This window comes from Piscinibacter sp. PDB1-1, assembly GCF_056675995.1.
Window position 1 is genome coordinate 418,564 of the sequence record NZ_JBWVZJ010000001.1, and the last position, 24,221, is coordinate 442,784.

The 24,221-nt window shown below is 62.8% G+C and carries 25 protein-coding genes and 1 tRNA gene; 5 read left to right on the forward strand and 21 right to left on the reverse strand.

What is annotated here, in order from left to right; all coding sequences use genetic code 11:
* Window positions 1-18: 18 nt before the first annotated feature.
* From nuoL to tsaD, 20 genes are all read right to left on the reverse strand, one after another.
* The gene (gene nuoL / locus AC1KAR_RS01885) at window positions 19-2,040 is read right to left on the reverse strand and encodes an NADH-quinone oxidoreductase subunit L (protein ID WP_480314149.1); all 2,022 of its coding nucleotides are present in this window, start codon (window positions 2,038-2,040) and stop codon (window positions 19-21) included.
* Window positions 2,041-2,044: 4 nt separating this feature from the next.
* A complete protein-coding gene (nuoK, locus tag AC1KAR_RS01890) occupies window positions 2,045-2,371 on the reverse strand; it encodes an NADH-quinone oxidoreductase subunit NuoK (protein WP_480314151.1) in 327 nt (108 codons plus the stop codon).
* A complete protein-coding gene (locus AC1KAR_RS01895; RefSeq protein WP_480314153.1) occupies window positions 2,368-3,018 on the reverse strand; it encodes an NADH-quinone oxidoreductase subunit J in 651 nt (216 codons plus the stop codon). The genes nuoK and AC1KAR_RS01895 overlap by 4 nt, the downstream gene beginning before the upstream one ends.
* Before the next feature lie 57 nt (window positions 3,019-3,075).
* Window positions 3,076-3,573: an NADH-quinone oxidoreductase subunit NuoI gene (gene nuoI / locus AC1KAR_RS01900; RefSeq protein WP_480314155.1), complete on the reverse strand. Its 498-nt coding sequence runs from the start codon at window positions 3,571-3,573 to the stop codon at window positions 3,076-3,078.
* Window positions 3,574-3,585: 12 nt separating this feature from the next.
* Complete coding sequence (gene nuoH / locus AC1KAR_RS01905) at window positions 3,586-4,683, reverse strand: NADH-quinone oxidoreductase subunit NuoH (RefSeq protein ID WP_480317721.1); 1,098 nt, start codon at window positions 4,681-4,683, stop codon at window positions 3,586-3,588.
* A 2-nt stretch (window positions 4,684-4,685) separates the two neighbouring features.
* Window positions 4,686-7,004, reverse strand: coding sequence for an NADH-quinone oxidoreductase subunit NuoG (gene nuoG / locus AC1KAR_RS01910; RefSeq protein WP_480314157.1), 2,319 nt, complete (start codon window positions 7,002-7,004; stop codon window positions 4,686-4,688).
* Window positions 7,005-7,035: 31 nt separating this feature from the next.
* A complete protein-coding gene (gene nuoF / locus AC1KAR_RS01915; RefSeq protein WP_480314159.1) occupies window positions 7,036-8,391 on the reverse strand; it encodes an NADH-quinone oxidoreductase subunit NuoF in 1,356 nt (451 codons plus the stop codon).
* 14 nt (window positions 8,392-8,405) lie between these two features.
* Window positions 8,406-8,909, reverse strand: coding sequence for an NADH-quinone oxidoreductase subunit NuoE family protein (locus tag AC1KAR_RS01920; RefSeq protein ID WP_480314161.1), 504 nt, complete (start codon window positions 8,907-8,909; stop codon window positions 8,406-8,408).
* A complete protein-coding gene (locus tag AC1KAR_RS01925; protein ID WP_480314163.1) occupies window positions 8,906-10,159 on the reverse strand; it encodes an NADH-quinone oxidoreductase subunit D in 1,254 nt (417 codons plus the stop codon). The genes AC1KAR_RS01920 and AC1KAR_RS01925 overlap by 4 nt, the downstream gene beginning before the upstream one ends.
* Before the next feature lie 84 nt (window positions 10,160-10,243).
* Window positions 10,244-10,840, reverse strand: coding sequence for an NADH-quinone oxidoreductase subunit C (locus AC1KAR_RS01930; RefSeq protein ID WP_480314165.1), 597 nt, complete (start codon window positions 10,838-10,840; stop codon window positions 10,244-10,246).
* A gap of 7 nt (window positions 10,841-10,847) precedes the next feature.
* A complete protein-coding gene (locus tag AC1KAR_RS01935) occupies window positions 10,848-11,324 on the reverse strand; it encodes a NuoB/complex I 20 kDa subunit family protein (RefSeq protein WP_480314167.1) in 477 nt (158 codons plus the stop codon).
* 12 nt (window positions 11,325-11,336) lie between these two features.
* Window positions 11,337-11,696, reverse strand: a complete 360-nt coding sequence (locus tag AC1KAR_RS01940; RefSeq protein ID WP_480314169.1) for an NADH-quinone oxidoreductase subunit A — start codon at window positions 11,694-11,696, stop codon at window positions 11,337-11,339.
* Between the two features lie 59 nt (window positions 11,697-11,755).
* Window positions 11,756-11,840: transfer RNA gene (locus AC1KAR_RS01945), tRNA-Leu, on the reverse strand.
* Window positions 11,841-11,991: 151 nt separating this feature from the next.
* A complete protein-coding gene (gene secG / locus AC1KAR_RS01950) occupies window positions 11,992-12,405 on the reverse strand; it encodes a preprotein translocase subunit SecG (RefSeq protein WP_480314171.1) in 414 nt (137 codons plus the stop codon).
* A gap of 65 nt (window positions 12,406-12,470) precedes the next feature.
* Entirely contained in the window at window positions 12,471-13,211 is a 741-nt protein-coding gene (gene tpiA / locus AC1KAR_RS01955) for a triose-phosphate isomerase (RefSeq protein WP_480314172.1), read from the reverse strand.
* A gap of 20 nt (window positions 13,212-13,231) precedes the next feature.
* The gene (locus AC1KAR_RS01960; protein WP_480314174.1) at window positions 13,232-14,218 is read right to left on the reverse strand and encodes an NAD(P)H-quinone oxidoreductase; all 987 of its coding nucleotides are present in this window, start codon (window positions 14,216-14,218) and stop codon (window positions 13,232-13,234) included.
* Between the two features lie 40 nt (window positions 14,219-14,258).
* Window positions 14,259-16,376: a polyribonucleotide nucleotidyltransferase gene (gene pnp / locus AC1KAR_RS01965; RefSeq protein ID WP_480314176.1), complete on the reverse strand. Its 2,118-nt coding sequence runs from the start codon at window positions 16,374-16,376 to the stop codon at window positions 14,259-14,261.
* A 204-nt stretch (window positions 16,377-16,580) separates the two neighbouring features.
* Window positions 16,581-16,850: a 30S ribosomal protein S15 gene (gene rpsO / locus AC1KAR_RS01970; protein ID WP_480314178.1), complete on the reverse strand. Its 270-nt coding sequence runs from the start codon at window positions 16,848-16,850 to the stop codon at window positions 16,581-16,583.
* A 148-nt stretch (window positions 16,851-16,998) separates the two neighbouring features.
* Window positions 16,999-18,150: a pyridoxal phosphate-dependent aminotransferase gene (locus AC1KAR_RS01975; RefSeq protein WP_480314180.1), complete on the reverse strand. Its 1,152-nt coding sequence runs from the start codon at window positions 18,148-18,150 to the stop codon at window positions 16,999-17,001.
* Window positions 18,151-18,178: 28 nt separating this feature from the next.
* Window positions 18,179-19,210 carry a tRNA (adenosine(37)-N6)-threonylcarbamoyltransferase complex transferase subunit TsaD gene (gene tsaD, locus AC1KAR_RS01980; RefSeq protein WP_480317723.1) on the reverse strand — a complete coding sequence of 344 codons (1,032 nt, stop codon included), beginning with the start codon at window positions 19,208-19,210 and terminating at the stop codon, window positions 18,179-18,181.
* 152 nt (window positions 19,211-19,362) lie between these two features.
* Between tsaD and AC1KAR_RS01985 the strand changes: the two genes are divergently transcribed.
* The 5 genes from AC1KAR_RS01985 (at window position 19,363) to AC1KAR_RS02005 (ending at window position 23,666) form a co-directional block, all read left to right on the forward strand.
* Window positions 19,363-19,680 (forward strand): hypothetical protein, encoded by a 318-nt coding sequence (locus AC1KAR_RS01985; RefSeq protein ID WP_480314182.1) that lies wholly within the window; start codon window positions 19,363-19,365, stop codon window positions 19,678-19,680.
* An 85-nt stretch (window positions 19,681-19,765) separates the two neighbouring features.
* Window positions 19,766-20,413 carry an ANTAR domain-containing response regulator gene (locus AC1KAR_RS01990; protein ID WP_480314184.1) on the forward strand — a complete coding sequence of 216 codons (648 nt, stop codon included), beginning with the start codon at window positions 19,766-19,768 and terminating at the stop codon, window positions 20,411-20,413.
* 285 nt (window positions 20,414-20,698) lie between these two features.
* Window positions 20,699-21,922: a CmpA/NrtA family ABC transporter substrate-binding protein gene (locus AC1KAR_RS01995; RefSeq protein ID WP_480314186.1), complete on the forward strand. Its 1,224-nt coding sequence runs from the start codon at window positions 20,699-20,701 to the stop codon at window positions 21,920-21,922.
* A gap of 20 nt (window positions 21,923-21,942) precedes the next feature.
* A complete protein-coding gene (gene ntrB, locus AC1KAR_RS02000) occupies window positions 21,943-22,842 on the forward strand; it encodes a nitrate ABC transporter permease (RefSeq protein WP_480314188.1) in 900 nt (299 codons plus the stop codon).
* A gap of 23 nt (window positions 22,843-22,865) precedes the next feature.
* The gene (locus tag AC1KAR_RS02005; protein ID WP_480314190.1) at window positions 22,866-23,666 is read left to right on the forward strand and encodes an ABC transporter ATP-binding protein; all 801 of its coding nucleotides are present in this window, start codon (window positions 22,866-22,868) and stop codon (window positions 23,664-23,666) included.
* A gap of 208 nt (window positions 23,667-23,874) precedes the next feature.
* Here the strand turns inward: AC1KAR_RS02005 and fdx are convergent, their stop codons facing one another.
* Window positions 23,875-24,213, reverse strand: a complete 339-nt coding sequence (gene fdx / locus AC1KAR_RS02010; RefSeq protein ID WP_480314192.1) for an ISC system 2Fe-2S type ferredoxin — start codon at window positions 24,211-24,213, stop codon at window positions 23,875-23,877.
* Between the last annotated feature and the right edge of the window lie 8 nt (window positions 24,214-24,221).

Sequence of the window (24,221 nt, forward strand, 5' to 3'; positions counted from 1 at the left end):
CTTGTTCTCCGTGACCGATCAGCGCGCGAGCATCGCGTTGAGGTAGGGCCACAACTGCCAGGTCATCAACCCGATCACCCCGAGGATCATCACCAGCGCGTACCAGTAGAGGTGGCCTGTCTGCACGAGGCGAACCACCGACGCGATACCGCCGATGCCGCGAGCCGTGCCGTCGATCAGCACGCCATCGATCACGGCCCGATCACCGCCCTTCCAGAGGCCCGTACCGAGCAGGCGCGCGCCAGCGGCGAGCACGTTCTCGTTGAACCAGTCGAAGTAGTACTTGTTCTCGAGAACCTTGTCGATGAACGAGAAGCGGGCCTTGATCCAGGCCGGAATCTCGGGCTTGATCATGTAGAAGAAATACGACGTAACCACGCCGGCCAGTGCCAGCCAGAACGGCAGCGTGCTCAGGCCGTGCAATGCCATCGCGCCCGCGCCGTGGAAGGCTTCGGCCAACTCTTTCATCGCGTGGTGCTTGTCCAGGTCGATGAAGATCGAATCCTTGAAGAATTCGCCATAGAGCATGGGCGCGATCGTCAGGTACCCGATCACCACCGACGGGATCGCCAGCAGCACCAGCGGCAAGGTCACGACCCACGGAGACTCGTGCGGCGTGTGGGCGTGGTCACCGTGATCGTCGTGGTGGTCGTGTTCACCTGGGAATGGCTTGTGATGGAAATGCTCCTTGCCGTGGAAGACAAGGAAGTACATCCGGAACGAATAGAAGGCGGTCACGAAAACCCCGGCCATTACCGAAAAGTTCGCGAAACCGGAACCCCACAAGTGGCTCTCATGCACCGCCTCGATGATGCTGTCCTTCGAATAGAAGCCCGAAAAGAGCGGCGTGCCGATGAGCGCCAGCGAGCCAAGGAGCGAAGTGATCCAGGTAATGGGCATGTACTTGCGCAACCCACCCATGTTGCGGATGTCCTGGTCGTGGTGCATCCCGATGATGACGCTGCCAGCCGCAAGGAACAGGAGCGCCTTGAAGAACGCATGCGTCATCAGGTGAAACACGGCGACCGAATACGCCGACGCGCCGAGCGCGACCGTCATGTAGCCCAGCTGCGAGAGCGTCGAATAGGCCACAACGCGCTTGATGTCGTTCTGGATGATCCCGAGGAAGCCCATGAACAGGGCGGTGATGGAGCCGATCACCATCACGAAGCTCAGGGCCGTGTCCGACAACTCGAAGAGCGGCGACATGCGCGCGACCATGAAGATGCCAGCCGTCACCATGGTGGCGGCGTGGATCAGCGCGGAGATGGGCGTGGGGCCTTCCATGGAATCGGGCAGCCACACATGCAGAGGGAACTGCGCGCTCTTGCCCATCGCACCGATGAACAGGCAGATGCAGGTCACCGTGATCAGCATCCACTCGGTGCCAGGGAAGGTGAGCTTGGCGAGTTCGCCTGCCTTGGCGAAGGTCTCGTTGTAGTTCAACGTGCCGGCGTAGGCGACGATGAGGCCGATGCCGAGGATGAAACCGAAGTCACCCACACGGTTGACCAGAAACGCCTTCATGTTGGCGAAAATCGCTGTCGGCTTGGTGTACCAGAACCCGATCAGCAGGTACGACACAAGGCCCACCGCTTCCCAGCCGAAGAAGAGCTGCAGGAAGTTGTTGCTCATCACGAGCATCAGCATCGAGAAGGTGAACAGCGAGATGTACGAGAAGAAACGCTGATAGCCGGCGTCTTCCTCCATGTAGCCGATGGTGTAGATGTGCACCATGAGCGAGACGAAGGTCACCACGCACATCATCATCGCGGACAGTCCGTCGATCAGGAAGCCGATCTCCATCTTCAGGCCTCCCAGCACCATCCACTCGTAGACCGTGGCATTGAACCGGGCACCCGCGATCACATCCTTCAGCGTGATGGCCGACAACACGAAGGCGATGAACACGCCGAGGATCGTCGCGATGTGCGCACCGCGCCGGCCCACAGCCTTGCCGAAGAAGCCCGCGATGATCGCGCCGGCCAGGGGCGCCAAGGGCACCGCCAGCAGCAGGCCCGGAGAAAGTTGAGCGGACATCGGCTTAGCCCTTGAGCACGTCGAGCTCTTCGACGCTGATGTTGGATCGGTTGCGGAACAGCACGACCAGAATGGCCAAGCCGATGGCCGATTCAGCCGCTGCAACGGTCAGGATGAAGAACACGAAAACCTGGCCGGCCATGTCGCCGAGATAGTGCGAGAAGGCGACGAAGTTGAGATTGACCGCAAGCAGCATCAACTCGATCGCCATGAGCAGCACGATGAGATTCTTGCGGTTCAGAAAAATGCCGATGACCGACAAGGCGAACAACATCGCCCCCACGGTGAGGTAGTGCCCCAGCGAGACGGAGCCAAGCGCGAGACCGGTCATTTCGTTTCTCCAGTGGGCGAGGCAGGCGGCGCGGGTGGCGCGGGCGGCGGCTCGACGACGGGCTTCATCTTGACGATGCGCAAGCGGTCGGCCTTCTTGACCTTGAGCGCCAGCGCCGGATCGATCGCCTTGCTGTCCTTGCGCTTGCGCAGGGTGAGCGCGATTGCCGCAATGATCGCCACCAACAGAACGAGCGCGGCAATCTGCAATGGATAGAGGTACTGGGTGTAGATCTCGATGCCCAGCATCTTGGTGTTACCGAGTTCGATGGCCTTGGCATCGGGCGCAGGCGCTGCGCGGAGATCGAAGCCAGGGATGAGCACCAGTGCCATCTCCAGGGTGATCACCACGCCCACCAATGCGGCGACGGGGAAGTGCTTCCAGAACCCCACACGCAAGGCATCGACGTTGATGTCGAGCATCATCACGACGAATAGGAACAGCACCATCACCGCGCCCACGTACACGAGCACCAGCGAGATGGCCAGGAACTCGGCACGCAGAAGCATCCACACGCACGATGCCGAGAAGAATGCGAGCACGAGAAAGAGCGCCGAATGCACGGCACTGCGCGCCGTGATGACGCGAAATGCCGCCAGCAGCATCACTGCCGAGAACAGATAGAAGAGCGCGGTCGATGTAGCCATGTTGTTCTTGAGCGCAAGATCGTCGACGGGCGAGCCGGCAGCCAGCCGGCCGAGCCTTCAGCGATAGCGCGCGTCAGCCTCCTTGTTGGCGGCGATTTCTTTCTCGTAGCGGTCGCCCACGGCGAGCAGCATGTCCTTGGTGAAATAGAGGTCGCCCCGCTTCTCACCGTGGTACTCGAAGATGTGGGTCTCGACGATCGAGTCGACCGGGCAACTCTCTTCGCAGAAACCGCAAAAGATGCACTTGGTGAGGTCGATGTCGTAACGGGTGGTGCGGCGCGAGCCGTCGTCGCGCACATCGGACTCGATGGTGATCGCGAGCGCCGGGCACACGGCTTCGCACAGCTTGCAGGCGATGCAGCGCTCTTCGCCGTTCTCGTAGCGGCGCAGCGCATGCAGGCCGCGAAAGCGCGGGCTCAGGGGCGTCTTCTCTTCGGGGAACTGGACGGTGATCGTGCGCGACAGAAAGTGCCGCCCCGTCAGCGCCATCCCCTTGAGGAGCTCGGTGAGCATGAAGCTCGAAAACAGCTCTTTGACGGAAGCCATAGCAGCCATGGTTCTCTTCCTTTACTTCCAGATGTTCCAGGGCGACTGAATCCACAGCCCGACGACAAGCAGCCACACCAGCGTGACGGGGATGAAGATCTTCCACCCCAGACGCATGATCTGGTCATAGCGATAGCGCGGGAAGGTGGAGCGCACCCACAGGAACACGGTCACGACCGCGAAGGTCTTGCCGAACAACCAGAACCAATCCCAGAACCAGGACGTGGCTTCGATCCATGCCGGCGTTTGCATGCCAATGGCCGCAAACGAGATCGGTGCCAGCCAACCGCCCAGGAACATCGTCACCGCCAACGCGGACACGAGGATCATGTTGGCGTACTCGGCCAGGAAGAACATCGCGAAGGCCATGCCCGAGTACTCGATCATGTGGCCGGCCACGATCTCCGACTCGCCCTCGACAACGTCGAACGGGTGGCGGTTGGTTTCGGCCAGGCCAGAGATGAAATAGACAACGAAGATGGGCAGCAGCGGCAGCCAGTTCCACGAGAGGAAGCTGAAGCCCCGGTCGGCGAACATGCCCTTGCCCTGCCCCATCACGATGTCGCTCATGTTCAGGCTGGCTGACACCATCAGCACGACCACGAGCGCGAAACCCATGGCGATCTCGTAGCTGACCATCTGTGCCGACGCGCGCAGCGCGCCCAGGAACGCGTACTTCGAGTTAGAAGCCCAGCCGGCGATGATCACGCCGTAAACCTCGAGCGAGGTGATGGCCATCAGGAACAGCAGGCCGGCATTGATATTGGCCACCGCAACATCCGGGCCGAACGGCACCACGGCCCACGCTGCCAGAGCCGGCATGATCGTCATGACAGGGCCGAGCAAGAAGAGGCTGCGGTTCGCCGCCGACGGAAGAATGATCTCCTTGAAGATCAACTTCACGGCGTCGGCGATGGGTGTCAACAGACCGAACGGGCCGACGCGGTTGGGGCCGGGGCGGATCTGCGTCCAACCGATCGCCTTGCGCTCCCACAGGGTGAGGTAGGCGACGCAGATCATCAGCGGCGCCACGAGCGCAATGATCTTGATCAGCGACCATACGGTCGGCCAGAGGCCACCGAGCATTGAACTGCCAAAAGCATTGAAGCTGTCGATCATGCTCAAGCCCTTTCGACAGTGATCGGGCCGAACATGGCGCCCAGCGTAGCCGTGAGAGGGTGTCCCGCCGGCACGCGAACGGCGGTCGTCGCGAGCGTTTCATCGACTTTCGCAGGCAACACGGCGCTTGCCTGGCCCTGTGCCACGCGTACGGTCGCCCCCTCCGCGAGACCCATTTGCGCCCAAAGGGCCGTGGGCAGGCTCACGACCGGCGGCTGTGCATCGGCGGTGAGTTGCAGCGAGGTAGCGCGACGCACCAGCGAATCGGTGGCGTAGATGGGCACGTCGGCGACACGTTCGAGCGACGCGGTCTCTGCGCTGGGCTGAGACACCGCGGCACTGGGCGTGTTGCTCAGGCGGGACGCGATCGTCGACACGTCACCCAGCGCTTCGGCGCGGACTTCTTCAGACGTCTCGTACTCGAACCCGCTCAATCCGAGCATGTTGCCCAGAACTCGCAGCACCTTCCAGGCGGGGCGCGTATCGCCGAGCGGCTTCACGACACCATGGAAGCTTTGCACGCGGCCTTCGGCGTTCACAAAGGTGCCCGAGGTTTCGGTGAACGGAGAAATGGGAAGGAGTACGTCTGCACAATCGACGGCCGCCGTCTTGAACGGAGTGAGTGCAACGACCATGTCCGCCGATTGCAGCGCAGCCCGCGCGGCAACGGGGTTGGCGGCATCGAGCGTGGGCTCCAGGTTCAGCAACACGCAGGCCTTGAGCGCCGAGCCGCCGAGCATTTGCCCGGCATGAAGGCCGCCTTGCCCCGGCAATGCGTTGACGAGTTGCGCACCCACCGTGTTGGCCGCTTCGGTGAGATAGCCCACCGATGCTCCGGTCTGCTCACCGATCCAGTTGGCCAACGCCAGAAGTTGAGCTGCCTGCGGATGCTGCGCCGCGGCGTTGCCCAGCAGGATGGCCTTTTGCTCGCCTTGCAGCAGCGCCGCCGCCACGGACTGGGCTTCCTGCCCTGCGCTTGCCGAGACAGGCGATGCGACGCCCTTGCCCGCGGCAACCGCCGAGGCCACCTCGGCCAGCACCTTCAGCCATTGGCTCGGCGCTGCGCTCATGCGCGCCGACATGGGCATCAACCAGTCGTCATGCGCCGCGTTGATGCTGAAAATCTTGGCACCCTTGCGTGCCGCCTGGCGAAGGCGCTGCGCGAACAGCGGGTGGTCCTTGCGCAGGAAGGAGCCCACCACCAGCGCAGACTGGAGCGAAGACAATGAGGCCACCGCAGTCCCCAGCCAGCGGACGCCACCGGTGTTGCTGAAATCGGCGTATCGAGTGCGGTGGTCGATGTTCTCGCTGCCCAGGCCACGGGCGAGGCGAGCGAGAAGGTGCAGTTCCTCCACCGTGCTGTGGGCGGAACCCAAAACGCCGATGGCCTTGGCGCCATGATCGGCCTTGATCTGCTTCAGGCCATTGGCCACGTATTCGAGCGCGGTGGTCCAGTCGACCGTCTTCCACTCGCCGCCCTGCTTGATCATCGGCGAGGTCAGGCGCTCGTCGCTGTTCACTGCCTCATACGAAAACCGGTCGCGGTCGGCCAGCCAGCACTCGTTCACGTCCTCGTTCTCGAGCGGAACGACGCGCAGCACCTTGTTGTTCTTGACCTGGACGATGAGATTGGCACCCGTGCCGTCATGCGGGCTCACACTCTTGCGGCGTGACAGCTCCCAGGTTCGCGCGCTGTAGCGGAAAGGCTTGCTGGTGAGTGCGCCAACCGGGCAGATGTCGATCATGTTGCCCGAGAGCTCCGAGTCGACCGTGTCGCCCACCACCGTGGTGATCTCGGAGTGTTCGCCACGATGGATCATGCCGAGTTCCATCACGCCCGCCACTTCCTGGCCGAAGCGAACGCAGCGCGTGCAGTGGATGCAGCGGCTCATCTCTTCCATCGAGATCAACGGGCCCACATTCTTGCGGAACACCACGCGCTTCTCTTCGGCATAGCGCGATGAAGAAGCGCCGTAGCCAACCGCGAGATCTTGCAACTGGCACTCGCCGCCCTGATCGCAGATGGGGCAGTCGAGCGGGTGATTGATCAGCAGGAACTCCATCACGCCCTGCTGCGCCTTGATGGCCTTGTCGCTCTTGGTGCGAACGATCATGCCTTGCGTCACGGGCGTGGCGCAGGCCGGCATTGGCTTCGGCGCCTTCTCCACATCGACCAGGCACATGCGGCAGTTGGCGGCGATGGAGAGCTTCTTGTGATAACAGAAGTGCGGGATGTAGGTGCCGGCCTTGTCGGCGGCATGCATCACCATGCTGCCTTCGGCGACCTCCACCTTGCGGCCATCGAGTTCGATTTCGATCATGTCGTCGTTCTTTGCTTAGACCGTGCGTTGCTCAGACATGAGCCGGTACCACGGCGGTCTTGTGCTCGATGAGATGAACAAACTCATCGCGGAAGTGCTTGATCATGGCGCGCACCGGCATGGCAGCGGCGTCGCCCAAGGCGCAGATCGTGCGGCCCTGGATGTTGTCGGCCACCGAGTTCAACAGGTCGATGTCTTCGATGCGGCCCTGGCCGTTGGCGATGCGATCGACCATGCGAAACAGCCAACCCGTGCCTTCGCGGCACGGCGTGCACTGGCCACAACTTTCATGCATGTAGAAATACGAGAGGCGCAGCAGGCTCTTGACCATGCAGCGCGAGTCGTCCATCACGATCACCGCACCCGACCCCAGCATCGAACCGGCCTTGGCGATGCTGTCGTAGTCCATGGTGAGTTCGTTCATGATGGCCGCCGGCAACACCGGCGATGAAGAACCACCCGGGATCACCGCCTTCAGCTTGCGGCCGGTGCGCACGCCACCAGCGAGTTCCAGCAGCTTGGTGAAAGGCGTGCCCATCGGAATCTCGAAGTTGCCGGGCTTGTTGACATCACCCACCACCGAGAAGATCTTGGTTCCGCCATTGTTCGGCTTGCCAACCTCCAGGTACTTCTGGCCACCGTTGCGGATGATCCAGGGCACGGCCGCGAACGTTTCGGTGTTGTTGATCGTCGTGGGCTTGCCATACAAGCCATAACTCGCCGGGAACGGCGGCTTGAAGCGCGGCTGGCCCTTCTTGCCTTCGAGGGACTCCAGCAACGCGGTTTCTTCACCGCAGATGTAGGCGCCGAAGCCATGCGACGCATGGAGCTGGAAGTTGTACGAAGAACCCATGACCCCGTTGCCGAGGTAACCCGCCGCGCGCGCCTCTTCCAAGGCCGCTTCGAAGCGCTCGTAGACCTCGAAGATCTCGCCGTGGATGTAGTTGTAGCCCACGCTGATTCCCATCGCGAACGCGGCGATCGCCATGCCCTCGATCACGATGTGCGGGTTGAACATGAGGATGTCGCGGTCTTTGCAGGTCCCCGGTTCGCCTTCGTCAGAGTTGCAGACGAGATACTTCTGGCCCGGGAAGGCGCGCGGCATGAAGCTCCACTTCAAGCCGGTCGGGAAGCCTGCCCCACCCCGCCCGCGGAGGCCAGACGCCTTGACCTCGGCGATGACCTGGTCCGGCGTCATCGGCTCGAGGCCGTCGCCCCCTTGCAAAATGCGACGCAGCGCCTGGTAGCCACCACGCGCTTCGTACTCTTTGATCGACCAATTCTTGCCGTCGAGATCGGCGTAGATCTGCGCGCCGATGTGGCGATCGTGAAAGCAGGTCTCCGTACCGGTCGACTGGAACTTGGAGAGGTCCAACAGGGGTTGCATCGTTGACACCTCAGTCAGTTCTTGGCGCCAGTGCGCAGGGTCTCGACCAGCGCGTCCAGCCGCGCTTCGTCCATGAAGCTGCACATCTGGCGATCGTTCACCAGCAACACGGGTGCGTCTGCGCAAGCGCCGAGGCACTCGCTCTTCTGGATCGTGAAGACGCCGTCAGCCGTGGTGCCGCCCTCTTCTACACCGAGCTTGCTGCAGAGGTGATTGAGTGCCGTCTGGCCGTTGCGCAACTGGCACGGCAGGTTGGTGCACACGTTGATCTTGAACGCACCCAGCGGCTGCTGGTTGTACATGTTGTAGAAGGTCGTGACCTCATGCACCGCAATGGGCGGCATGCCGAGGTAATCGGCGATGAGCTTCTCGCTCTCGGCCGACACGAATCCTTGCTCTTGCTGCACGATCGCCAGGCAGGCCATCACGGCCGATTGCTTCTGCTCGGCCGGGTACTTGGCCACTTCGCGGTCGAAGCGGATGCGAGTCGCATCGGACAAGGTGGCGACGGAACTCATCGGTCGATCTCTCCAAACACAATGTCCATGGTGCCGATCACCGCAACGGCGTCGGCAATCATGTGGCCTCGGGCCATTTCGTCGAGCGCGGCCAGGTGCGGGAAGCCTGGCGGACGAATCTTCAGGCGATACGGCTTGTTGGCACCGTCGCTCACGAGGTAGATGCCGAACTCGCCCTTCGGGTGCTCGACGGCGGCATACACCTCGCCTTCGGGCACGTGGAAGCCTTCGGTGAAGAGTTTGAAGTGGTGGATCAACTCTTCCATGCTCGACTTCATGTCGACGCGAGAGGGCGGAGCCACCTTGTGGTTGTCGGTGATCACGGGACCGGGGTTCTTGCGAAGCCACGCGGAACACTGTTGGATGATGCGATTGGCTTCACGCATCTCGTGCACACGAACCAGATAGCGGTCGTAGGTATCGCCGTTGGTGCCCAGAGCCACGTCGAAGTCCATGTGCTCATAGACGTCGTAGGGCTGGTTCTTGCGCAGATCCCACTGCACGCCCGAGCCGCGCAGCATAGGCCCGGTGAACCCGAGATTCAGCGCGCGCTCAGGTGACACGACGCCGATGCCTACGGTGCGCTGCTTCCAGATCCGGTTGTCGGTGAGCAGCGTCTCGTAGTCATCGACGTTGGCCGGGAATCGCTTGCAGAAGTCGTCAATGAAATCGAGCAACGAACCGGAGCGGTTCTCGTTGAGCCTATCGATTGCCTTCGCGTTGCGGATCTTCGAGACCTTGTACTGCGGCATCGAGTCGGGCAGGTCACGATAGACGCCACCCGGACGGAAGTAGGCCGCATGCATGCGCGCGCCCGAAACGGCCTCGTACATGTCGAACAGGTCTTCACGCTCGCGGAAGCAGTAGATGAGCATGTTCATCGCACCGCAATCCAGCCCGTGCGCACCCAGCCACATCAGATGGTTCAGCAGGCGCGTGATCTCGGCGAACATCACGCGGATGTACTGCGCACGCTCGGGAACGTCGATACCCAGCAGCCGCTCGATCGCGAGACAGTAGGCATGTTCGTTGGACATCATCGACACGTAGTCGAGACGGTCCATGTAGGGCAACGACTGAATGAAGGTCTTGCTTTCGGCCAGCTTCTCCGTGGCGCGGTGGAGCAGCCCGATGTGCGGGTCGGCGCGCTGAATGACCTCACCGTCCAGCTCGAGAACCAGGCGCAACACGCCGTGCGCGGCCGGATGCTGAGGGCCGAAGTTGAGGGTGTAGTTCTTGATCTCTGCCATGTCAGGCTTCCTGCCGGGCCGACCCATGGGTGGCCTGCGCCCCCACGGGGGGCAGCGGACGAATGTGAGCGCGGGGGCGGTTCATCAGTGAAGGCCGCCGTAGTTGTCTTCGCGAATGATGCGCGGTGTGATCTCTCGCGGCTCGATGGTCACCGGCTGGTAGATCACGCGCTTCTGCTCGGGGTCGTAACGCATCTCCACGTGGCCGGACACCGGGAAGTCCTTGCGGAAAGGATGGCCGATGAAACCGTAGTCCGTGAGAATGCGACGCAGATCGACGTGACCCTCGAACAGGATGCCGTACAGGTCGAAGGCTTCACGCTCAAACCAGTTGGCGGAGTTCCACACAGGAGTAACTGACGCAACCGACGGGAGGTCGTCGTCGGGGCAGAACACCTTCAGGCGCACGCGCCAGTTGTGCTTGACCGACAGCAGATGCGAGACAGCCGCGAAACGCGGAGCCTCGCGCGGCTCGTCCTTGTACGAAGAGTAGTCGACGCCGCAGATGTCGACCAACTGCTCGAAGCGCAACGATGGGTCGTCGCGCAGTTCGGTGGCTACGGCCAGATAGTCGGCGGCAGCGACGGTGAGCGTGAGCTCGCCCCGATCGCGGACTAGGCTCTTGATGCGCGCGCCGAAGGCCGCCTCCAGAGCAGCCTGAAGTGTGTCAAGTTTGCTCATGCGTGCCTCAGCGGGCGATTGTGTTTTCGCGACGGATCTTGGCCTGCAACTGCAGGATGCCGTAGAGCAGCGCCTCTGCCGTCGGCGGACAGCCCGGAACATACACGTCTACCGGCACGATGCGATCACAACCGCGCACGACCGAGTAGCTGTAGTGGTAATAGCCGCCACCGTTCGCGCAGGACCCCATCGAGAGCACCCAGCGCGGCTCGGCCATCTGGTCATAGACCTTTCGCAGCGCCGGCGCCATCTTGTTGCACAGGGTCCCGGCAACGATCATCAGGTCACTCTGACGCGGGCTGGGGCGGAACAACATCCCGAATCGGTCGATGTCGTAGCGCGCCGCGCCAGCGTGCATCATCTCGACCGCGCAGCACGCGAGACCGAAGGTCATCGGCCAGAGGGAACCGGTCTTCGACCAGTTGATGACGGCATCGACCGAGGTGGTGACGAAGCCTTCCTTCAGAACGCCTTCAATTCCCATGGTGGTACTCCGTCACTCCCAATCGAGGGCACCCTTTTTCCACTCATAGGCGAAGCCTACGACCAGAATGCCCAGGAACATCATCATGGCCCAGAAGCCCACCGCGCCAATCTCGCGCAAGGCGACGGCCCAAGGGAAGAGAAACGCAATTTCCAGGTCGAAAAGAATGAAGAGGATGGCAACCAAGTAGTAGCGCACATCGAACTTCATGCGGGCGTCTTCGAAGGCCTCGAAGCCGCATTCGTAGGGGGAATTCTTGGCGGCGTCAGGGCGACGCGGGCCGAACAAGAAGCCAAGCACCTGTGGGGCTACACCCACCGCCACACCAACCAGGATGAACAAGATCACAGGCAGGTACGGTTCCAGATTCATGGTGCGTTCTTTGGCTTGAGATTCCGACAAGGCACCGATAAGCGCCTTGTCGATAGATCTGGTGCCGACGGCGAGACTCGAACTCGCACAGCTTTCGCCACTACCCCCTCAAGATAGCGTGTCTACCAATTTCACCACGTCGGCCTAACTGCATTGCCAGTTTGACGGCATCTGGATTGCATGAGGAGTCGCTCACCAGACAGCCGCAAATTCTAACCTCAAACACATCGTGTCGCAGCTGACTGCTGCAACGCAACAGTCGACTATTGAGCGAACTGCGCGCGTGAGGGGAGCCTTATTTGGTAGGGATCGCGGGCGCCGAAGCAGCGGGCACGGATGCCGCAGCAGCTGCGGCAGCTGCCGAGGCAGAAGGCACTGCACCAGGGATAGGCATCGCGCTCCCGCTAGGAGCGCTCGCCGCAACACCGGCGCGATCCAGCACGCTCCCACCTGCCGGGCTGCTGCGGCCGCGATCATTGGCCGAGTAGGCCAGCGCCAGCGTGCAGCAGAAAAACACCGCGGCACACACGGCCGTCGAGCGCGAAAGGAAGTTGGCGCTGCCCGTGGCACCGAAGAGGCTTCCGGACGCGCCACTACCAAAGGATGCACCCATGTCCGCGCCCTTGCCATGCTGAACCAGCACCAGACCGATCATGCCCAGAGCGGCAAGGATCTGCAGGACCACTACAACGTTCATCAACACATGCATTTCTTATTGCTCCAGAAAACTCTTCAGCTTCGATTCAAGTTCGTGCTCGGCAAACCGCGACGCGTTCAACCGGCGGCTTTGCAAATGGCGGCAAAATCCGATGCCTTCAGCGAGGCACCACCAATCAGGCCGCCGTCAATGTCAGGCTGCGAGAAAAGTTGCACCGCGTTGTCTGCCTTGACACTGCCGCCGTAAAGAAGCTGCATGTCCGCCGACTTCTCGGTGGCCGCATGCAATTGAGCGCGCAGAACGGCGTGAACTGCCTGCGCCTGCTCCGGCGTCGCCGTCTTGCCGGTGCCGATGGCCCAGACGGGCTCATACGCCACGACCACTTGTGAGATGCAGTGGCCCAGCGTGTGGATCACGGCAGACAGTTGACGCTTGACCACCGCATCGGTCTGGCCCGCCTCACGCTCGGCCAGCGTTTCGCCCACGCACACGATCGGGGTGAGCTTGTGCGCGAGGACGGCCTTCGCCTTGTCGGCCACGAGTTGGTCTGACTCGCCGTGATAGGCGCGCCGCTCGGAGTGCCCCACGATCACGTAGTGGCAACCGAACTCGACCAGCATCGACACCGACACCTCGCCCGTATACGCACCCGACTCATACGCCGAACAATCCTGCGCACCCCAAAGAATGCGGCTGCCCTGCAGCGACAGGGCAACGTCACCCAGATACGGGAAAGGCGCGCACACCGCGACGCCTGCATCCCAGGGTTCCGCGGCCTTCAGTGCGGCCAGCAGTTCAGCATTGGCGACGCGGCCGCCATTCATTTTCCAGTTGCCTACCACCAGCTTGCGACGCATGGATTTGCCTTCTCTCTGATTCACCACGTCAAAACGAGCTTGCCGATGTGCTCGTTCGACTCCATCAACGCATGGGCCTGCGCAGCCTGCGCCGCCGGGAACACCTTGTAGATCACGGGCTTGACCTTGCCCGCGAGCAACCACGGCCAAACGGTCTGCTGCAGAGATCGCGCGATCGCAGCCTTGAACGACACGGGGCGCGGCCTCAAGGTCGAACCGGTGACGGTGAGCCGCCTGCGCATCACGACACTGGCATCGACTTGCGCATCGACACCGCCCTGCACCGCGATAACGACGAGGCGGCCATCCTCGGCCATGCACGCCAGCTCACGCGCCACGTACGAACCCGCCACCATGTCGAGCACGACATCGGCGCCACGCTGCCCGGTGACCCGCATCACCTCGGCACTGAAGTCCTGCGCACGGTAGTTGATGGCGTGGTCTGCGCCGAGTTGCACGCAAGCTGCACACTTCTCGTCGCTTCCGGCCGTCGCGATCACGGTGGCGCCCCAGGCCTTGGCCAGTTGAATCGCAGTGACACCGATTCCACTGGTGCCGCCTTGGATTAGCACAGTCTCGCCGGGCTGCAATCCGCCGCGATCGAACACATTCGACCAAACGGTGAAGAAGGTTTCCGGCAGGCTGGCCGCTTCGATGTCGCTGAACCCCTCAGGAACCGGAAGGCACTGGCCAATGGGCGCGACACACAACTGCGCATATCCACCGCCCGCAACCAGCGCGCAGACGCGATCACCCACCCGCAAGCCCGCGTCCGCCATCGCAACGGCATCGCCACCCACGATGGCGCCTGCCACCTCGAGACCGGGCAGATCCGAGGCACCCGGCGGCACCGGATAGCGGCCCTTGCGTTGCAGCACGTCCGGACGGTTCACGCCGGCCGCCGCAACGCGAATCAAGACCTCGCCAGCGCCGGCGACCGGATCGGGCCGCTCGACAAGGCGAAGTACCTCCGGGGCTCCGAAGGACGAGATTTCGATGGCGTTCATGGGGCAGACCTGACATCGGGCCCACGCGGGCCCGGTGCCATTACTCCTGTGCGGGCTGCTGTGGCTCGCGATCGATCAGAGCCTTCATGGACAGCTTCACACGACCCTTGTCGTCCGTTTCGAGCACCTTGACCTTCACGACCTGGCCTTCCTTCAGGAAGTCCGTGACCTTCTCGACGCGCTGGTGCGCGATCTGGCTGATGTGCAGCAGACCGTCCTTGCCGGGCAGCAGGTTGACCAGCGCACCGAACTCGAGGATCTTGGTGATCGGGCCTTCGTAGATCTTGCCCACTTCGACTTCAGCGGTGATCTCTTCGATGCGCTTCTTGGCGTAGGCCGCCTTGTCGGCATCGGCCGAAGCGATCGTGATGGTGCCGTCTTCGCCGATGTCGATCGTGGTGCCGGTCTCTTCGGTCAGCGCGCGGATGGTGGCGCCGCCCTTGCCGATCACGTCACGGATCTTCTCGGGGTTGATCTTCATCGTGTACAGGCGCGGAGCGAACTGCGACACCTCGGCCTTGGCCTCGCCCATCGCGTCGGTCATCTTGCCGAGGATGTGCAGGCGGGCTTCTTTGGCCTGCGCCAGTGCGACCTGCATGATTTCCTTGGTGATGCCCTGAATCTTGATGTCCATCTGCAGGGCGGTCACGCCAGTGGTCGTGCCAGCCACCTTGAAGTCCATGTCGCCCAGGTGATCTTCATCACCCAGGATGTCGGTCAGCACGGCGAAGCGGTTGCCGTCCTTGATCAGGCCCATGGCGATACCGGCCACGTGCGCCTTGAGCGGCACGCCAGCGTCCATCAGCGCGAGGCAGCCGCCGCACACCGAAGCCATTGACGACGAGCCGTTCGACTCGGTGATTTCCGAGACGACGCGCATCGAGTACGGGAACTCGGTACGGTCCGGCAGCACGGCGACGAGCGCGCGCTTGGCCAGGCGGCCGTGGCCGATTTCGCGGCGCTTCGGCGAGCCCACGCGACCGGTTTCGCCGGTGGCGAACGGAGGCATGTTGTAGTGAAGCATGAAGTGCTCGCTGAACTCGCCGGCGAGCGCATCAATCTTCTGCGAATCGCGGTCGGTGCCGAGGGTGGCAGCAACCAGTGCCTGCGTTTCGCCACGGGTGAACAGCGCCGAGCCGTGCACGCGCGGCAGCACGCTGTTGCGGATCTCGATCGGGCGCACGGTGCGCGTGTCGCGGCCGTCGATGCGGGGCTCGCCCGACAGGATCTGGCTGCGCACGATGCGGGCTTCGATCTCGAACAGCACGTTCTCGACCTTCACCTTGTCGTAGGCAACACCCTCGCCGTCGAGCGCGGCGAACACGTCGGCCGTGGCTTGGCGGGTGGCTTGCGTACGGGCTTGCTTGGAGCGGATCTGGTAGGCCGCGCGCAGCTTCTCTTCGGCCAGCGAGGTGACCTTGCCGATGAAGGATTCGTCCTTCGCAGGGGCTTGCCAATCCCAGGCCGGCTTGCCGGCGTCACGCACCAGCTCGTTGATCGCGGCGATGGCGATGTTGCCCTGTTCGTGACCGAAGACCACGCCGCCGAGCATCACTTCTTCGCTCAGTTGCTGCGCTTCGGACTCGACCATCAGCACGGCAGCCTGCGTGCCGGCGACGACCAGATCCATTTGCGATTCGAGCAGTTGGGTCTTGCCCGGGTTCAGCACGTACTGACCGTTGACATAGCCCACGCGTGCGGCGCCGATCGGGCCGTTGAACGGGATGCCGGAGATGGCCAGCGCAGCGCTCGCGCCGATCAGCGCGGGGATGTCGGCCGAGACCTCAGGGTTCAGCGAGACCACGTGGATGACGACCTGCACTTCGTTGTAGAAGCCATCCGGGAACAGGGGGCGCAGCGGGCGGTCGATCAGGCGCGAGGTCAGCGTCTCGAGTTCGCTCGGGCGGCCTTCGCGCTTGAAGAAGCTGCCGGGGATCTTGCCGGCGGCATAGGTCTTTTCGAGATAGTCGACGGTCAGGGGGAAAAAATCCTGGCCGGGCTTGGCGTTCTTGGCGCCGACCACGGTCGCCAGGATGACGGTGTCTTCGACATCGACGAGCACCGCGCCGGAGGCTTGACGGGCGATTTCACCGGTCTCGAGCTTGACGGTGTGCTGGCCCCATTGGAAGGTCTTGGTGATTTTATTGAACATGCTCATGCGTCTCTCCTTTGCTTGTCAGCGCCTCTTGGGCGGCGCCTTGTGGCCCGGAGCATCAGCAACCTGGCGCGATGCCATTCCAGCGAGACTCCACAGTGGTGAAACGCCGCTGGAATGACACATCGTCATCGATGGGTGCCTGGCTCCAAATGCAAAGAGCCTGTGCTGGTGGATCCAGACAGGCTCTTCACTCTTGTGCGCGAATTACTTGCGCAGACCCAGCTTCTGGATCAGTGCGGTGTAGCGATCCGCGTCCTTGTTCTTCAGGTAGGCCAACAGGCTCTTGCGGGTGTTGACCATCTTCAGCAGACCACGGCGACCGTGGTGGTCCTTGAGGTGGGTCTTGAAGTGGGGGGTGAGTTCGTTGATGCGTGCGGTCAGCAGGGCGACCTGGACTTCGGGCGAACCCGTGTCAGCAGCGCTGCGGGCGTTGGCCTTGACGATCTCGGACTTGTTGATATCAGCGACAGACATGTCAGTTTCCTGGTTTCCGGCCGCAGGATGCTGACACTTTCGCCAGATGTGCACTGCGGTTTCGGAGGTTGCGACTTGCGGTAGCGGGAGAAACCTTCCCGCGCCGTGCTAGGGTTCTCTGCACAGGCGAGCTGCACAGAACTGGGGATTATAGCCCAAGCGCTCGCCCCAGCCGGGCCGCCCCTTCTATCAAACGCCCGGGCTCACGAGACGCGAAACACCAGCGCAGCCAGCCCTCGGCCTCCTCCCCGAAAGCCACACCCGGCGCCAGGCCAAGTCCGTGCGTTTCCACCAGCCGTTTGGCAAAGGCAAGCGAGTCATCCTGCCCTTCGACACGAAAGAAGGCGTACATGCCACCGCGCGGTGTAGCCACGCTCACGCCAGGCAGGGCCGCCAGACGCGGGATCAACGTGTCGCGGCAAACCTTGAGGCGCGCCGCGAGATCCGGCACAAACCCGTCTGACCCTCGAACCGCCGCCAAACCAGCGCGTTGGACAAAGACCGGCGCGCACGACGTATTGAACTCGATTAGCTTGGCAATGTCGCCCTGCAGCCCCGCAGACAGCACCAGCGATCCCAAGCGCCACCCCGTCATCAGGAAGCTCTTGGAAAAGCTGTGCGCCACGATCAGGCGATCCTGCGGCTCGGCAATGTCGAGAAAGCTCGGCGCCGCGGTCGCTCCCTCTTCAAAGTAGAGACGTTCGTAAACCTCGTCCGCCACGATCCAGGTGCCAGTGCGGCGGCAATGCACCAATACGGCCTCCTGTTCGGCGCGCGTCATCGTCCAACCGGTGGGGTTGTTCGGCGCGTTGATCAAGACGGCGCGCGTTTGGGGTGTGATGGCCTCCAGCAGCGCCGGAAGGTCCAACTCCCAGCCACCATTCACGACGCGCAGGGACACCCGCCGCACGGATGCCCCAAGGATGGCAGGCTGCGCGGTGATGTTCGGCCAGACCGGAACCACGGCAACAACCTCGTCGCCGGCACCCACGAGCAGCTGATTGGCCAGCATCAAGGCGCTCACGCCCGAGGACGTGACGGCGACCCGCTCGGCATCGATCGGCGAATGCAAGCGGCTCAGGTATCCAGCCAGAGCCTCTCGCAGTTCGACGAGGCCGAGGTTGTGGGAGTAGAACGTTTCGCCCGCGCGGATCGACGCGGCGGCAGCCTCGCCAATGAATGCAGGAGTGACTTCGTCGCTCTCGCCGAACCAGAAGGCGAGCACATCGCTGCGGCCCAGCCCGGCATTGGCCACCTCTCGGATCTTCGAGGCAGGAAGGTCGGCAATCACAGATCTCATCAGCCCTCCCGTTGACGCTTGCGGTTGCTTAGGCCGCGACCAGATCCCACCGCGGCTGCACGTTGAACGCATAGTCGTGGCCGGGATTGGCCAGGCCACGCTGCAGGCGCATCGCGGCAGCGAGAGCAATCATGGCTCCGTTGTCGGTGCACAGCGCCAGTTCAGGGTAGTGCACGCGAAATCGCCGCTTGGCACATTCCGCATCGAGCATCTCGCGCAGCCGCGCATTCGCCCCGACGCCGCCGGCAACCACGAGACGATTCAGCCCGGTGGATTTCAGGGCTGCGAGCGACTTCCTGACCAGTACTTCGACGATCGCCTGTTGGGTCGATGCCGCCAGGTGAGCCTTGTCCTGTTCACAGACATTGCTTCCCAGCTTCAACAACTGGGTGCGCACGGCCGTCTTCAGGCCTGCGAAGGAGAAATCGAGGTTGCCGCTGTGGAGCAGCGGCCGGGGCAGATCGAAAGTGGCCGGGTCGCCGAACTCGGCCAGTCGCGCAAGCGCCGGCCCGCCCGGGTAACCAAGACCCATCATCTTGGCGGACTTGTCGAAGGCTTCGCCCGCAGCATCGTCGATGGTCTCGCCCAGCAACTCATAGCTTCCGACATCGTCAACCCGCATCAATTGGGTGTGACCGCCCGACACCAGAAGCGCCACGAACGGAAACTCGGGCGGATCGCTTGCCAGGAATGGCGACAGCAGATGCCCTTCGAGGTGATGCACGCCGACCACCGGCCGCGACAGCGCCGCCGCAAGCGAGCAGGCCACGCCCGCACCAACGAGCAAGGCACCCGCCAAGCCGGGGCCTCGCGTGTAGGCGACGACATCGATCTCGTTCAACATGCTGTCCGCCTGCTCCAGCACATGCTGCGTCAACGGGAGTACGCGGCGAACGTGATCGCGCGACGCCAATTCGGGCACCACACCGCCATAGGCCTGGTGCATGTCGATCTGGCTGTGCAAAGCGTGAGCGAGCAGGCGCGGCACGCCCGACACACCGGCGTCGACCAAGGCCACGCCGGTTTCATCGCACGAAGACTCGACGCCCAGGACTTTCATGTGCCAAAGTGTACCGAGCGCAACACTTTGAGCCCTATCAGCTGTACTTACCCACAGCACCCCACCCGTGTTTGCCCTAAAAGAGTGCCCGGACACTTTCAGGAAGTGCACAGCCGGTCTAATCTGTGTCTCCGAGTCGTCACCTCGATGTGATGACCGAAACCAAAGTCGTTGGGATCACCATGAAGGAATACCGGCTCGTCGCCTGGGCGGAGCTTCCGGCGCCCTATCACCGCACGGCTTACCGCCGCATGCTGACCGACATGTCGCACCGGCACATGTCGCCCGCCCGCTTGGCGACGTGCAGCGGCCTCAAACGCAAGGACGTCCAGCAGTTTCTCGAGATGCTCGATGGCCGCGGCCTGCTCGCCGAGCGTGATCTGTTCGCCCCCGACTCGGTGTTCGACTCACTGCGCCCCCTGGGTGGCTGGATCAAGAAGGCGTTGGGCCCGACCGCCAGCGACCACTAACACAAGCCCCCGCCCGCCTCCGCCACGAGCCCGCGTTCACGCGGGCTTCTTTGTGTCTGGCGTGGATGTTGCTGCCTCATGCACCATGAAAGTGCCACGAACGAGCTTCCCGCCCCCTGCTCTACGCATCGTGATCGTGGCTCCGGACTTGGCACCGGATGGCACCGACGCTCAAGCCGGTACCGAGGCCGAGCGCTCCCGTCGGCTGCGAATCGGGCTGCTGGAGAACGGCTACAACATCGTGGCCGTGCTGCCTGTCGATGTCTTCCTGCCTGACCGGCTGGCGCAGATCGCCCCCGACATGATCATCGTGGACGCCGAAAGCCAGGCCCGCGACACACTGGAGCACGTGGTGCTCGCAACGCGCGACGCACGGCGGCCGATCGTGCTTTTCACCGAAGACGAAGACATGAGCCACATGCCCGACGCCATTGCCGCCGGCGTGACGGCCTATGTGGTGGCGGGGCTTGCATCGGAGCGTGTCAAACCCGTTCTCGACGTGGCCATGGCCCGCTTCCGCCATGAAGAAGGGCTGCGGCGCGAGCTGGCCGACGCCCGCACTGAACTCTCGGAACGCAAGCTCATCGAGCGCGCCAAGGGAATCTTGATCAGCCACCACTCTCTCACCGAAGCCGAGGCCTACGCGCGTCTTCGCAAGACGGCCATGGACAAAGGCCTCAAGCTGGCCGAAGTGGCGCAGCGCCTCATCGATGTGAGCGACCTGATCGGCTGATGCGCACAGCGCGCGTGCGCAAACCTCGCGAAAACCCACGATTGGTGCAGCGCAACGCGCAAACCGCGGCAATCAGGGTGGCACAGGCTTTGCGTACTTGAGCGCAGAAGATCAACGGCGATCTTCTGGAGACATCGGCTCGCACCAAGGAAGGTGCTTGACCGATGGGACGACGGCGTCCCCACGAGTTCGGGTTCTACCCGGCAACGTGCGGACGCCTTTTTGTTTTTGTCATTTCCTTCCGAGATTCACATGACCCGCCCACTCGACCGAAAGACACCCCTCATGAGCCGTCGAACCCTCATCAAAGCCGCTGCCGCTGGTAGCGCCGCAGGCTTGGTGCCCGGACTGAACACCGCCGTATACGCCGCCGGCTCCGACAAACCCGAGAAAGCAGAAGTCAAGATCGGCTTCATCCCGTTGACCGATTGCGCATCGGTCGTGATGGCCTCGGTGCTGGGCTTCGACAAGAAGTACGGCGTGAAGATCATCCCCACGAAAGAGGCTTCGTGGGCTGGCGTGCGTGACAAGCTCGTGAACGGCGAGCTCGACATGGCGCATGTGCTGTACGGCTTGGTCTACGGCGTGCATCTCGGTATCGCCGGCCCCAAGAAAGACATGGCCGTGCTGATGAGTTTGAACAACAACGGTCAGGCCATCACGCTGTCGAAGGCCCTGGCCGACAAGGGCGCCGTCGACGGCCCTTCGCTCGCCAAGCTGATGGCCAAGGAGAAGCGCGAGTACACCTTCGCGGGCACCTTCCCGACCGGTACGCACGCCATGTGGATGCACTACTGGCTGGCCGCCGCCGGCATCAACCCGCTGAACGGCGCCAAGCTCATCACCGTGCCGCCGCCGCAGATGGTGGCGAACATGCGAGTGGGCAACATGGATGGCTTCTGCGTCGGTGAGCCCTGGAACCACCGCGCCATCATGGACGGCATCGGGATCACCGCCAACACCACGCAGGACATCTGGAAGGACCACCCCGAGAAGACACTCGGCACCACGGCGGACTTCGTCAAGAAGAACCCCAACACCTGCCGCGCCGTGATGATGGCCGTGCTCGAAGCCAGCCGGTGGATCGACGCCAGCCTTCAGAACAAGATGAAGATGGCCGAAACGGTGGCCGAGAAGTCGTACATCAACACCAGCGTCGACGTGATCAACCAGCGCATCCTGGGCCGATACCAGAACGGCCTGGGCAAGACCTGGGACGACCCCAACCACATGAAGTTCTTCAACGACGGCGCGGTCAACTTCCCGTACCTGAGCGACGGCATGTGGTTCCTGACCCAGCACAAGCGCTGGGGCCTGCTCAAGGAGCATCCGGACTATCTGACGGTGGCCAAGCAGATCAATCAGATCGACCTCTACAAGGAGGTGGCAGGCGCACTCAAGATCAACGTCCCCAAAGACGTGCTGCGCACCAGCAAGCTCATCGATGGCGTTGTCTGGGACGGCAAGGATCCCAAGAAGTACGCCGAAGGCTTCGCCATCAAGGCTTGATTCACTTCCAGGAGAACACCATGGTCAGTGCCGTCTTTCACTCCCCGCTCGAGGCTTCGAAGCAGCTGCGCGCTGCCGCCGCAGCCAGCAAGGGCAACCCGGCCACGCCGGTGGCCGCCCAGCCCGCTGCAGCCAGGACACCATTCGATTGGTCCGCGCTGTGGCTCAAGGTCTTGCCACCGATCGTCGGTGTGGGCCTGCTGGTCGGGATATGGGCCTTGTTCACCATCAAGAGCACTACGTTCCCGACACCTATGGCCACCTTCGAAGAGGCCTTGAACGTGTTCTCCGACCCGTTCTACAGCAACGGGCCCAACGACCAGGGGATCGGCTGGAACATCCTGTTCTCGCTTGAACGCGTGGCGGTTGGCTTCGGCCTGGCGGCGCTGGTAGGCATCCCGCTCGGCTTCATGATCGGCCGCTTCAGCTTCCTGAACAGCATGGTCTCACCGCTGATCAGCCTGTTGCGCCCGGTGTCGCCGCTCGCGTGGCTGCCGATCGGCTTGCTGGTGTTCAAGTCGGCAAACCCGGCGGCCATCTGGACGATCTTCATCTGCTCCATCTGGCCAATGATCATCAACACGGCCGTCGGCGTGCAGCGCGTGCCGAGCGACTATCTCAACGTGGCGCGGGTGCTGAACCTGTCCGAGTGGAAGGTGATCACGCAGATCCTGTTCCCGGCCGTGCTGCCCTACATGTTGACCGGCGTGCGCCTCTCGGTGGGCACCGCGTGGCTGGTGATCGTGGCGGCCGAAATGCTGACCGGCGGCATCGGCATCGGATTCTGGGTGTGGGACGAGTGGAACAACCTCAACGTGAAGCACATCCTGATCGCCATCTTCGTGATCGGCATCGTGGGTCTGCTGCTCGAATGGGCGCTGATCTCGATCGCCAAGCGGTTCACCTACAACGAAGCCTGACGCACTACGAAAGAGAGCCAGCCATGCAGAACTTCATTCAAGTCCAAGGCGCCGAGATGGTGTTCAACACCAAGAAGGGCCGCTTCCATGCCCTGCGCGAGATCAACCTGAACGTTGCCAAGGGTGAGTTTGTCACCCTCATCGGCCACTCGGGCTGCGGCAAGTCGACACTGCTCAACCTGATTGCCGGCCTCACGCTGCCGAGCAGCGGCGTGCTGATCTGCGACAACCGCGAGATCGCCGCGCCCGGGCCCGAACGGGCGGTGGTGTTCCAGAACCACTCGCTGCTGCCGTGGCTCACCTGCGAGGAAAACGTGCACCTGGCCGTCGAGCGCGTCTTCGGCCGCAGCGAAACCAAGACCCAGTTGAAGGAACGCACCATGGCGGCCCTTCAGCTCGTGAACATGGGGCACGCCGCCACCAAGCGGCCGCACGAGATCTCTGGTGGCATGAAGCAGCGCGTGGGCATCGCCCGGGCCCTGGCCATGGAGCCCAAGGTGCTGTTGATGGACGAGCCCTTCGGTGCACTCGACGCCCTGACACGCGCCCACTTGCAAGACGAGCTGCTGAAGATCGTGGCACGCACGCACAGCACGGTGGTGATGGTCACGCACGATGTGGACGAGGCCGTGCTGCTGTCGGATCGCATCGTGATGATGACGAACGGCCCCGCGGCCACGATCGGCGAAATTCTGTCGATCGACCTACCCCGCCCCCGCAATCGTGTCGACCTGGCGGAAGACGCCAAGTACGTCCACTACCGCAAGGAAGTGCTCGACTTCCTGTACACGCGCCACGGGCATGTGGAAAAAGTCGCAGCCTGAGGCTTTGCTGCGCCGCGTCGCTCAAAACGGGCACGGGCCTTGCTGATGTACTTGCGGCAAAAGCGATGCGATTGCCGACTGTCTCCTCAGTAGGGCCCCCGGCCCTTTCATCAAACCCCTGGTCGAAAACCAGGGGTTTTTTTTCGATCCGAGGCTAGACACGCAACAAGCGTCACCGTGCTGGTGCGCCCGTGCGCGCGCTTGCGGCTCAGTGCTTTTCTTTGGCGTGGTTGATGGAGTACTTCGGGATCTCGATGGTCACGTCCTGCTGAGCCAGGATGGCTTGGCAGGACAGGCGCGAGCTCGGCTCCAGGCCCCAGGCGCGGTCGAGCAGGTCTTCCTCGACTTCATCGAGGTCACCGAGCGAGCTGAAGCCCTCGCGCACCACCACATGGCAGGTTGTGCAGGCAGCGCTCATCTCGCAGGCGTGTTCGATCTCGATGTCGTGCTCGAGCATGGCTTCGCACAGCGAGGTGCCCGGCGTCGCTTCGATCTGCGCGCCCTGTGGGCAGTACTCCGGGTGGGGAAGGATCTTGATGATGGGCATGGCGGCTT

What these genes read in the sequence shown, in the direction of transcription:
- AC1KAR_RS01985 (WP_480314182.1), top strand. Translation starts at nt 19,363, where the DNA reads ATGACCGAAACCAAAGTCGTTGGGATCACCATGAAGGAATACCGGCTC.
- AC1KAR_RS01995 (WP_480314186.1), top strand. Translation starts at nt 20,699, where the DNA reads ATGAGCCGTCGAACCCTCATCAAAGCCGCTGCCGCTGGTAGCGCCGCA.
- fdx (WP_480314192.1), bottom strand. Translation starts at nt 24,213, where the DNA reads ATGCCCATCATCAAGATCCTTCCCCACCCGGAGTACTGCCCACAGGGC.
- AC1KAR_RS01990 (WP_480314184.1), top strand. Translation starts at nt 19,766, where the DNA reads ATGAAAGTGCCACGAACGAGCTTCCCGCCCCCTGCTCTACGCATCGTG.
- AC1KAR_RS01930 (WP_480314165.1), bottom strand. Translation starts at nt 10,840, where the DNA reads ATGAGCAAACTTGACACACTTCAGGCTGCTCTGGAGGCGGCCTTCGGC.
- secG (WP_480314171.1), bottom strand. Translation starts at nt 12,405, where the DNA reads ATGCATGTGTTGATGAACGTTGTAGTGGTCCTGCAGATCCTTGCCGCT.
- AC1KAR_RS01935 (WP_480314167.1), bottom strand. Translation starts at nt 11,324, where the DNA reads ATGGGAATTGAAGGCGTTCTGAAGGAAGGCTTCGTCACCACCTCGGTC.
- nuoH (WP_480317721.1), bottom strand. Translation starts at nt 4,683, where the DNA reads ATGATCGACAGCTTCAATGCTTTTGGCAGTTCAATGCTCGGTGGCCTC.
- nuoK (WP_480314151.1), bottom strand. Translation starts at nt 2,371, where the DNA reads ATGACCGGTCTCGCGCTTGGCTCCGTCTCGCTGGGGCACTACCTCACC.
- rpsO (WP_480314178.1), bottom strand. Translation starts at nt 16,850, where the DNA reads ATGTCTGTCGCTGATATCAACAAGTCCGAGATCGTCAAGGCCAACGCC.
- AC1KAR_RS01940 (WP_480314169.1), bottom strand. Translation starts at nt 11,696, where the DNA reads ATGAATCTGGAACCGTACCTGCCTGTGATCTTGTTCATCCTGGTTGGT.
- AC1KAR_RS01975 (WP_480314180.1), bottom strand. Translation starts at nt 18,150, where the DNA reads ATGAGATCTGTGATTGCCGACCTTCCTGCCTCGAAGATCCGAGAGGTG.
- pnp (WP_480314176.1), bottom strand. Translation starts at nt 16,376, where the DNA reads ATGAGCATGTTCAATAAAATCACCAAGACCTTCCAATGGGGCCAGCAC.
- AC1KAR_RS01920 (WP_480314161.1), bottom strand. Translation starts at nt 8,909, where the DNA reads ATGAGTTCCGTCGCCACCTTGTCCGATGCGACTCGCATCCGCTTCGAC.
- nuoG (WP_480314157.1), bottom strand. Translation starts at nt 7,004, where the DNA reads ATGATCGAAATCGAACTCGATGGCCGCAAGGTGGAGGTCGCCGAAGGC.
- nuoL (WP_480314149.1), bottom strand. Translation starts at nt 2,040, where the DNA reads ATGTCCGCTCAACTTTCTCCGGGCCTGCTGCTGGCGGTGCCCTTGGCG.
- tpiA (WP_480314172.1), bottom strand. Translation starts at nt 13,211, where the DNA reads ATGCGTCGCAAGCTGGTGGTAGGCAACTGGAAAATGAATGGCGGCCGC.
- tsaD (WP_480317723.1), bottom strand. Translation starts at nt 19,210, where the DNA reads ATGAAAGTCCTGGGCGTCGAGTCTTCGTGCGATGAAACCGGCGTGGCC.
- nuoI (WP_480314155.1), bottom strand. Translation starts at nt 3,573, where the DNA reads ATGGCTGCTATGGCTTCCGTCAAAGAGCTGTTTTCGAGCTTCATGCTC.
- AC1KAR_RS01925 (WP_480314163.1), bottom strand. Translation starts at nt 10,159, where the DNA reads ATGGCAGAGATCAAGAACTACACCCTCAACTTCGGCCCTCAGCATCCG.
- ntrB (WP_480314188.1), top strand. Translation starts at nt 21,943, where the DNA reads ATGGTCAGTGCCGTCTTTCACTCCCCGCTCGAGGCTTCGAAGCAGCTG.
- nuoF (WP_480314159.1), bottom strand. Translation starts at nt 8,391, where the DNA reads ATGCAACCCCTGTTGGACCTCTCCAAGTTCCAGTCGACCGGTACGGAG.
- AC1KAR_RS02005 (WP_480314190.1), top strand. Translation starts at nt 22,866, where the DNA reads ATGCAGAACTTCATTCAAGTCCAAGGCGCCGAGATGGTGTTCAACACC.
- AC1KAR_RS01895 (WP_480314153.1), bottom strand. Translation starts at nt 3,018, where the DNA reads ATGGCTACATCGACCGCGCTCTTCTATCTGTTCTCGGCAGTGATGCTG.
- AC1KAR_RS01960 (WP_480314174.1), bottom strand. Translation starts at nt 14,218, where the DNA reads ATGAACGCCATCGAAATCTCGTCCTTCGGAGCCCCGGAGGTACTTCGC.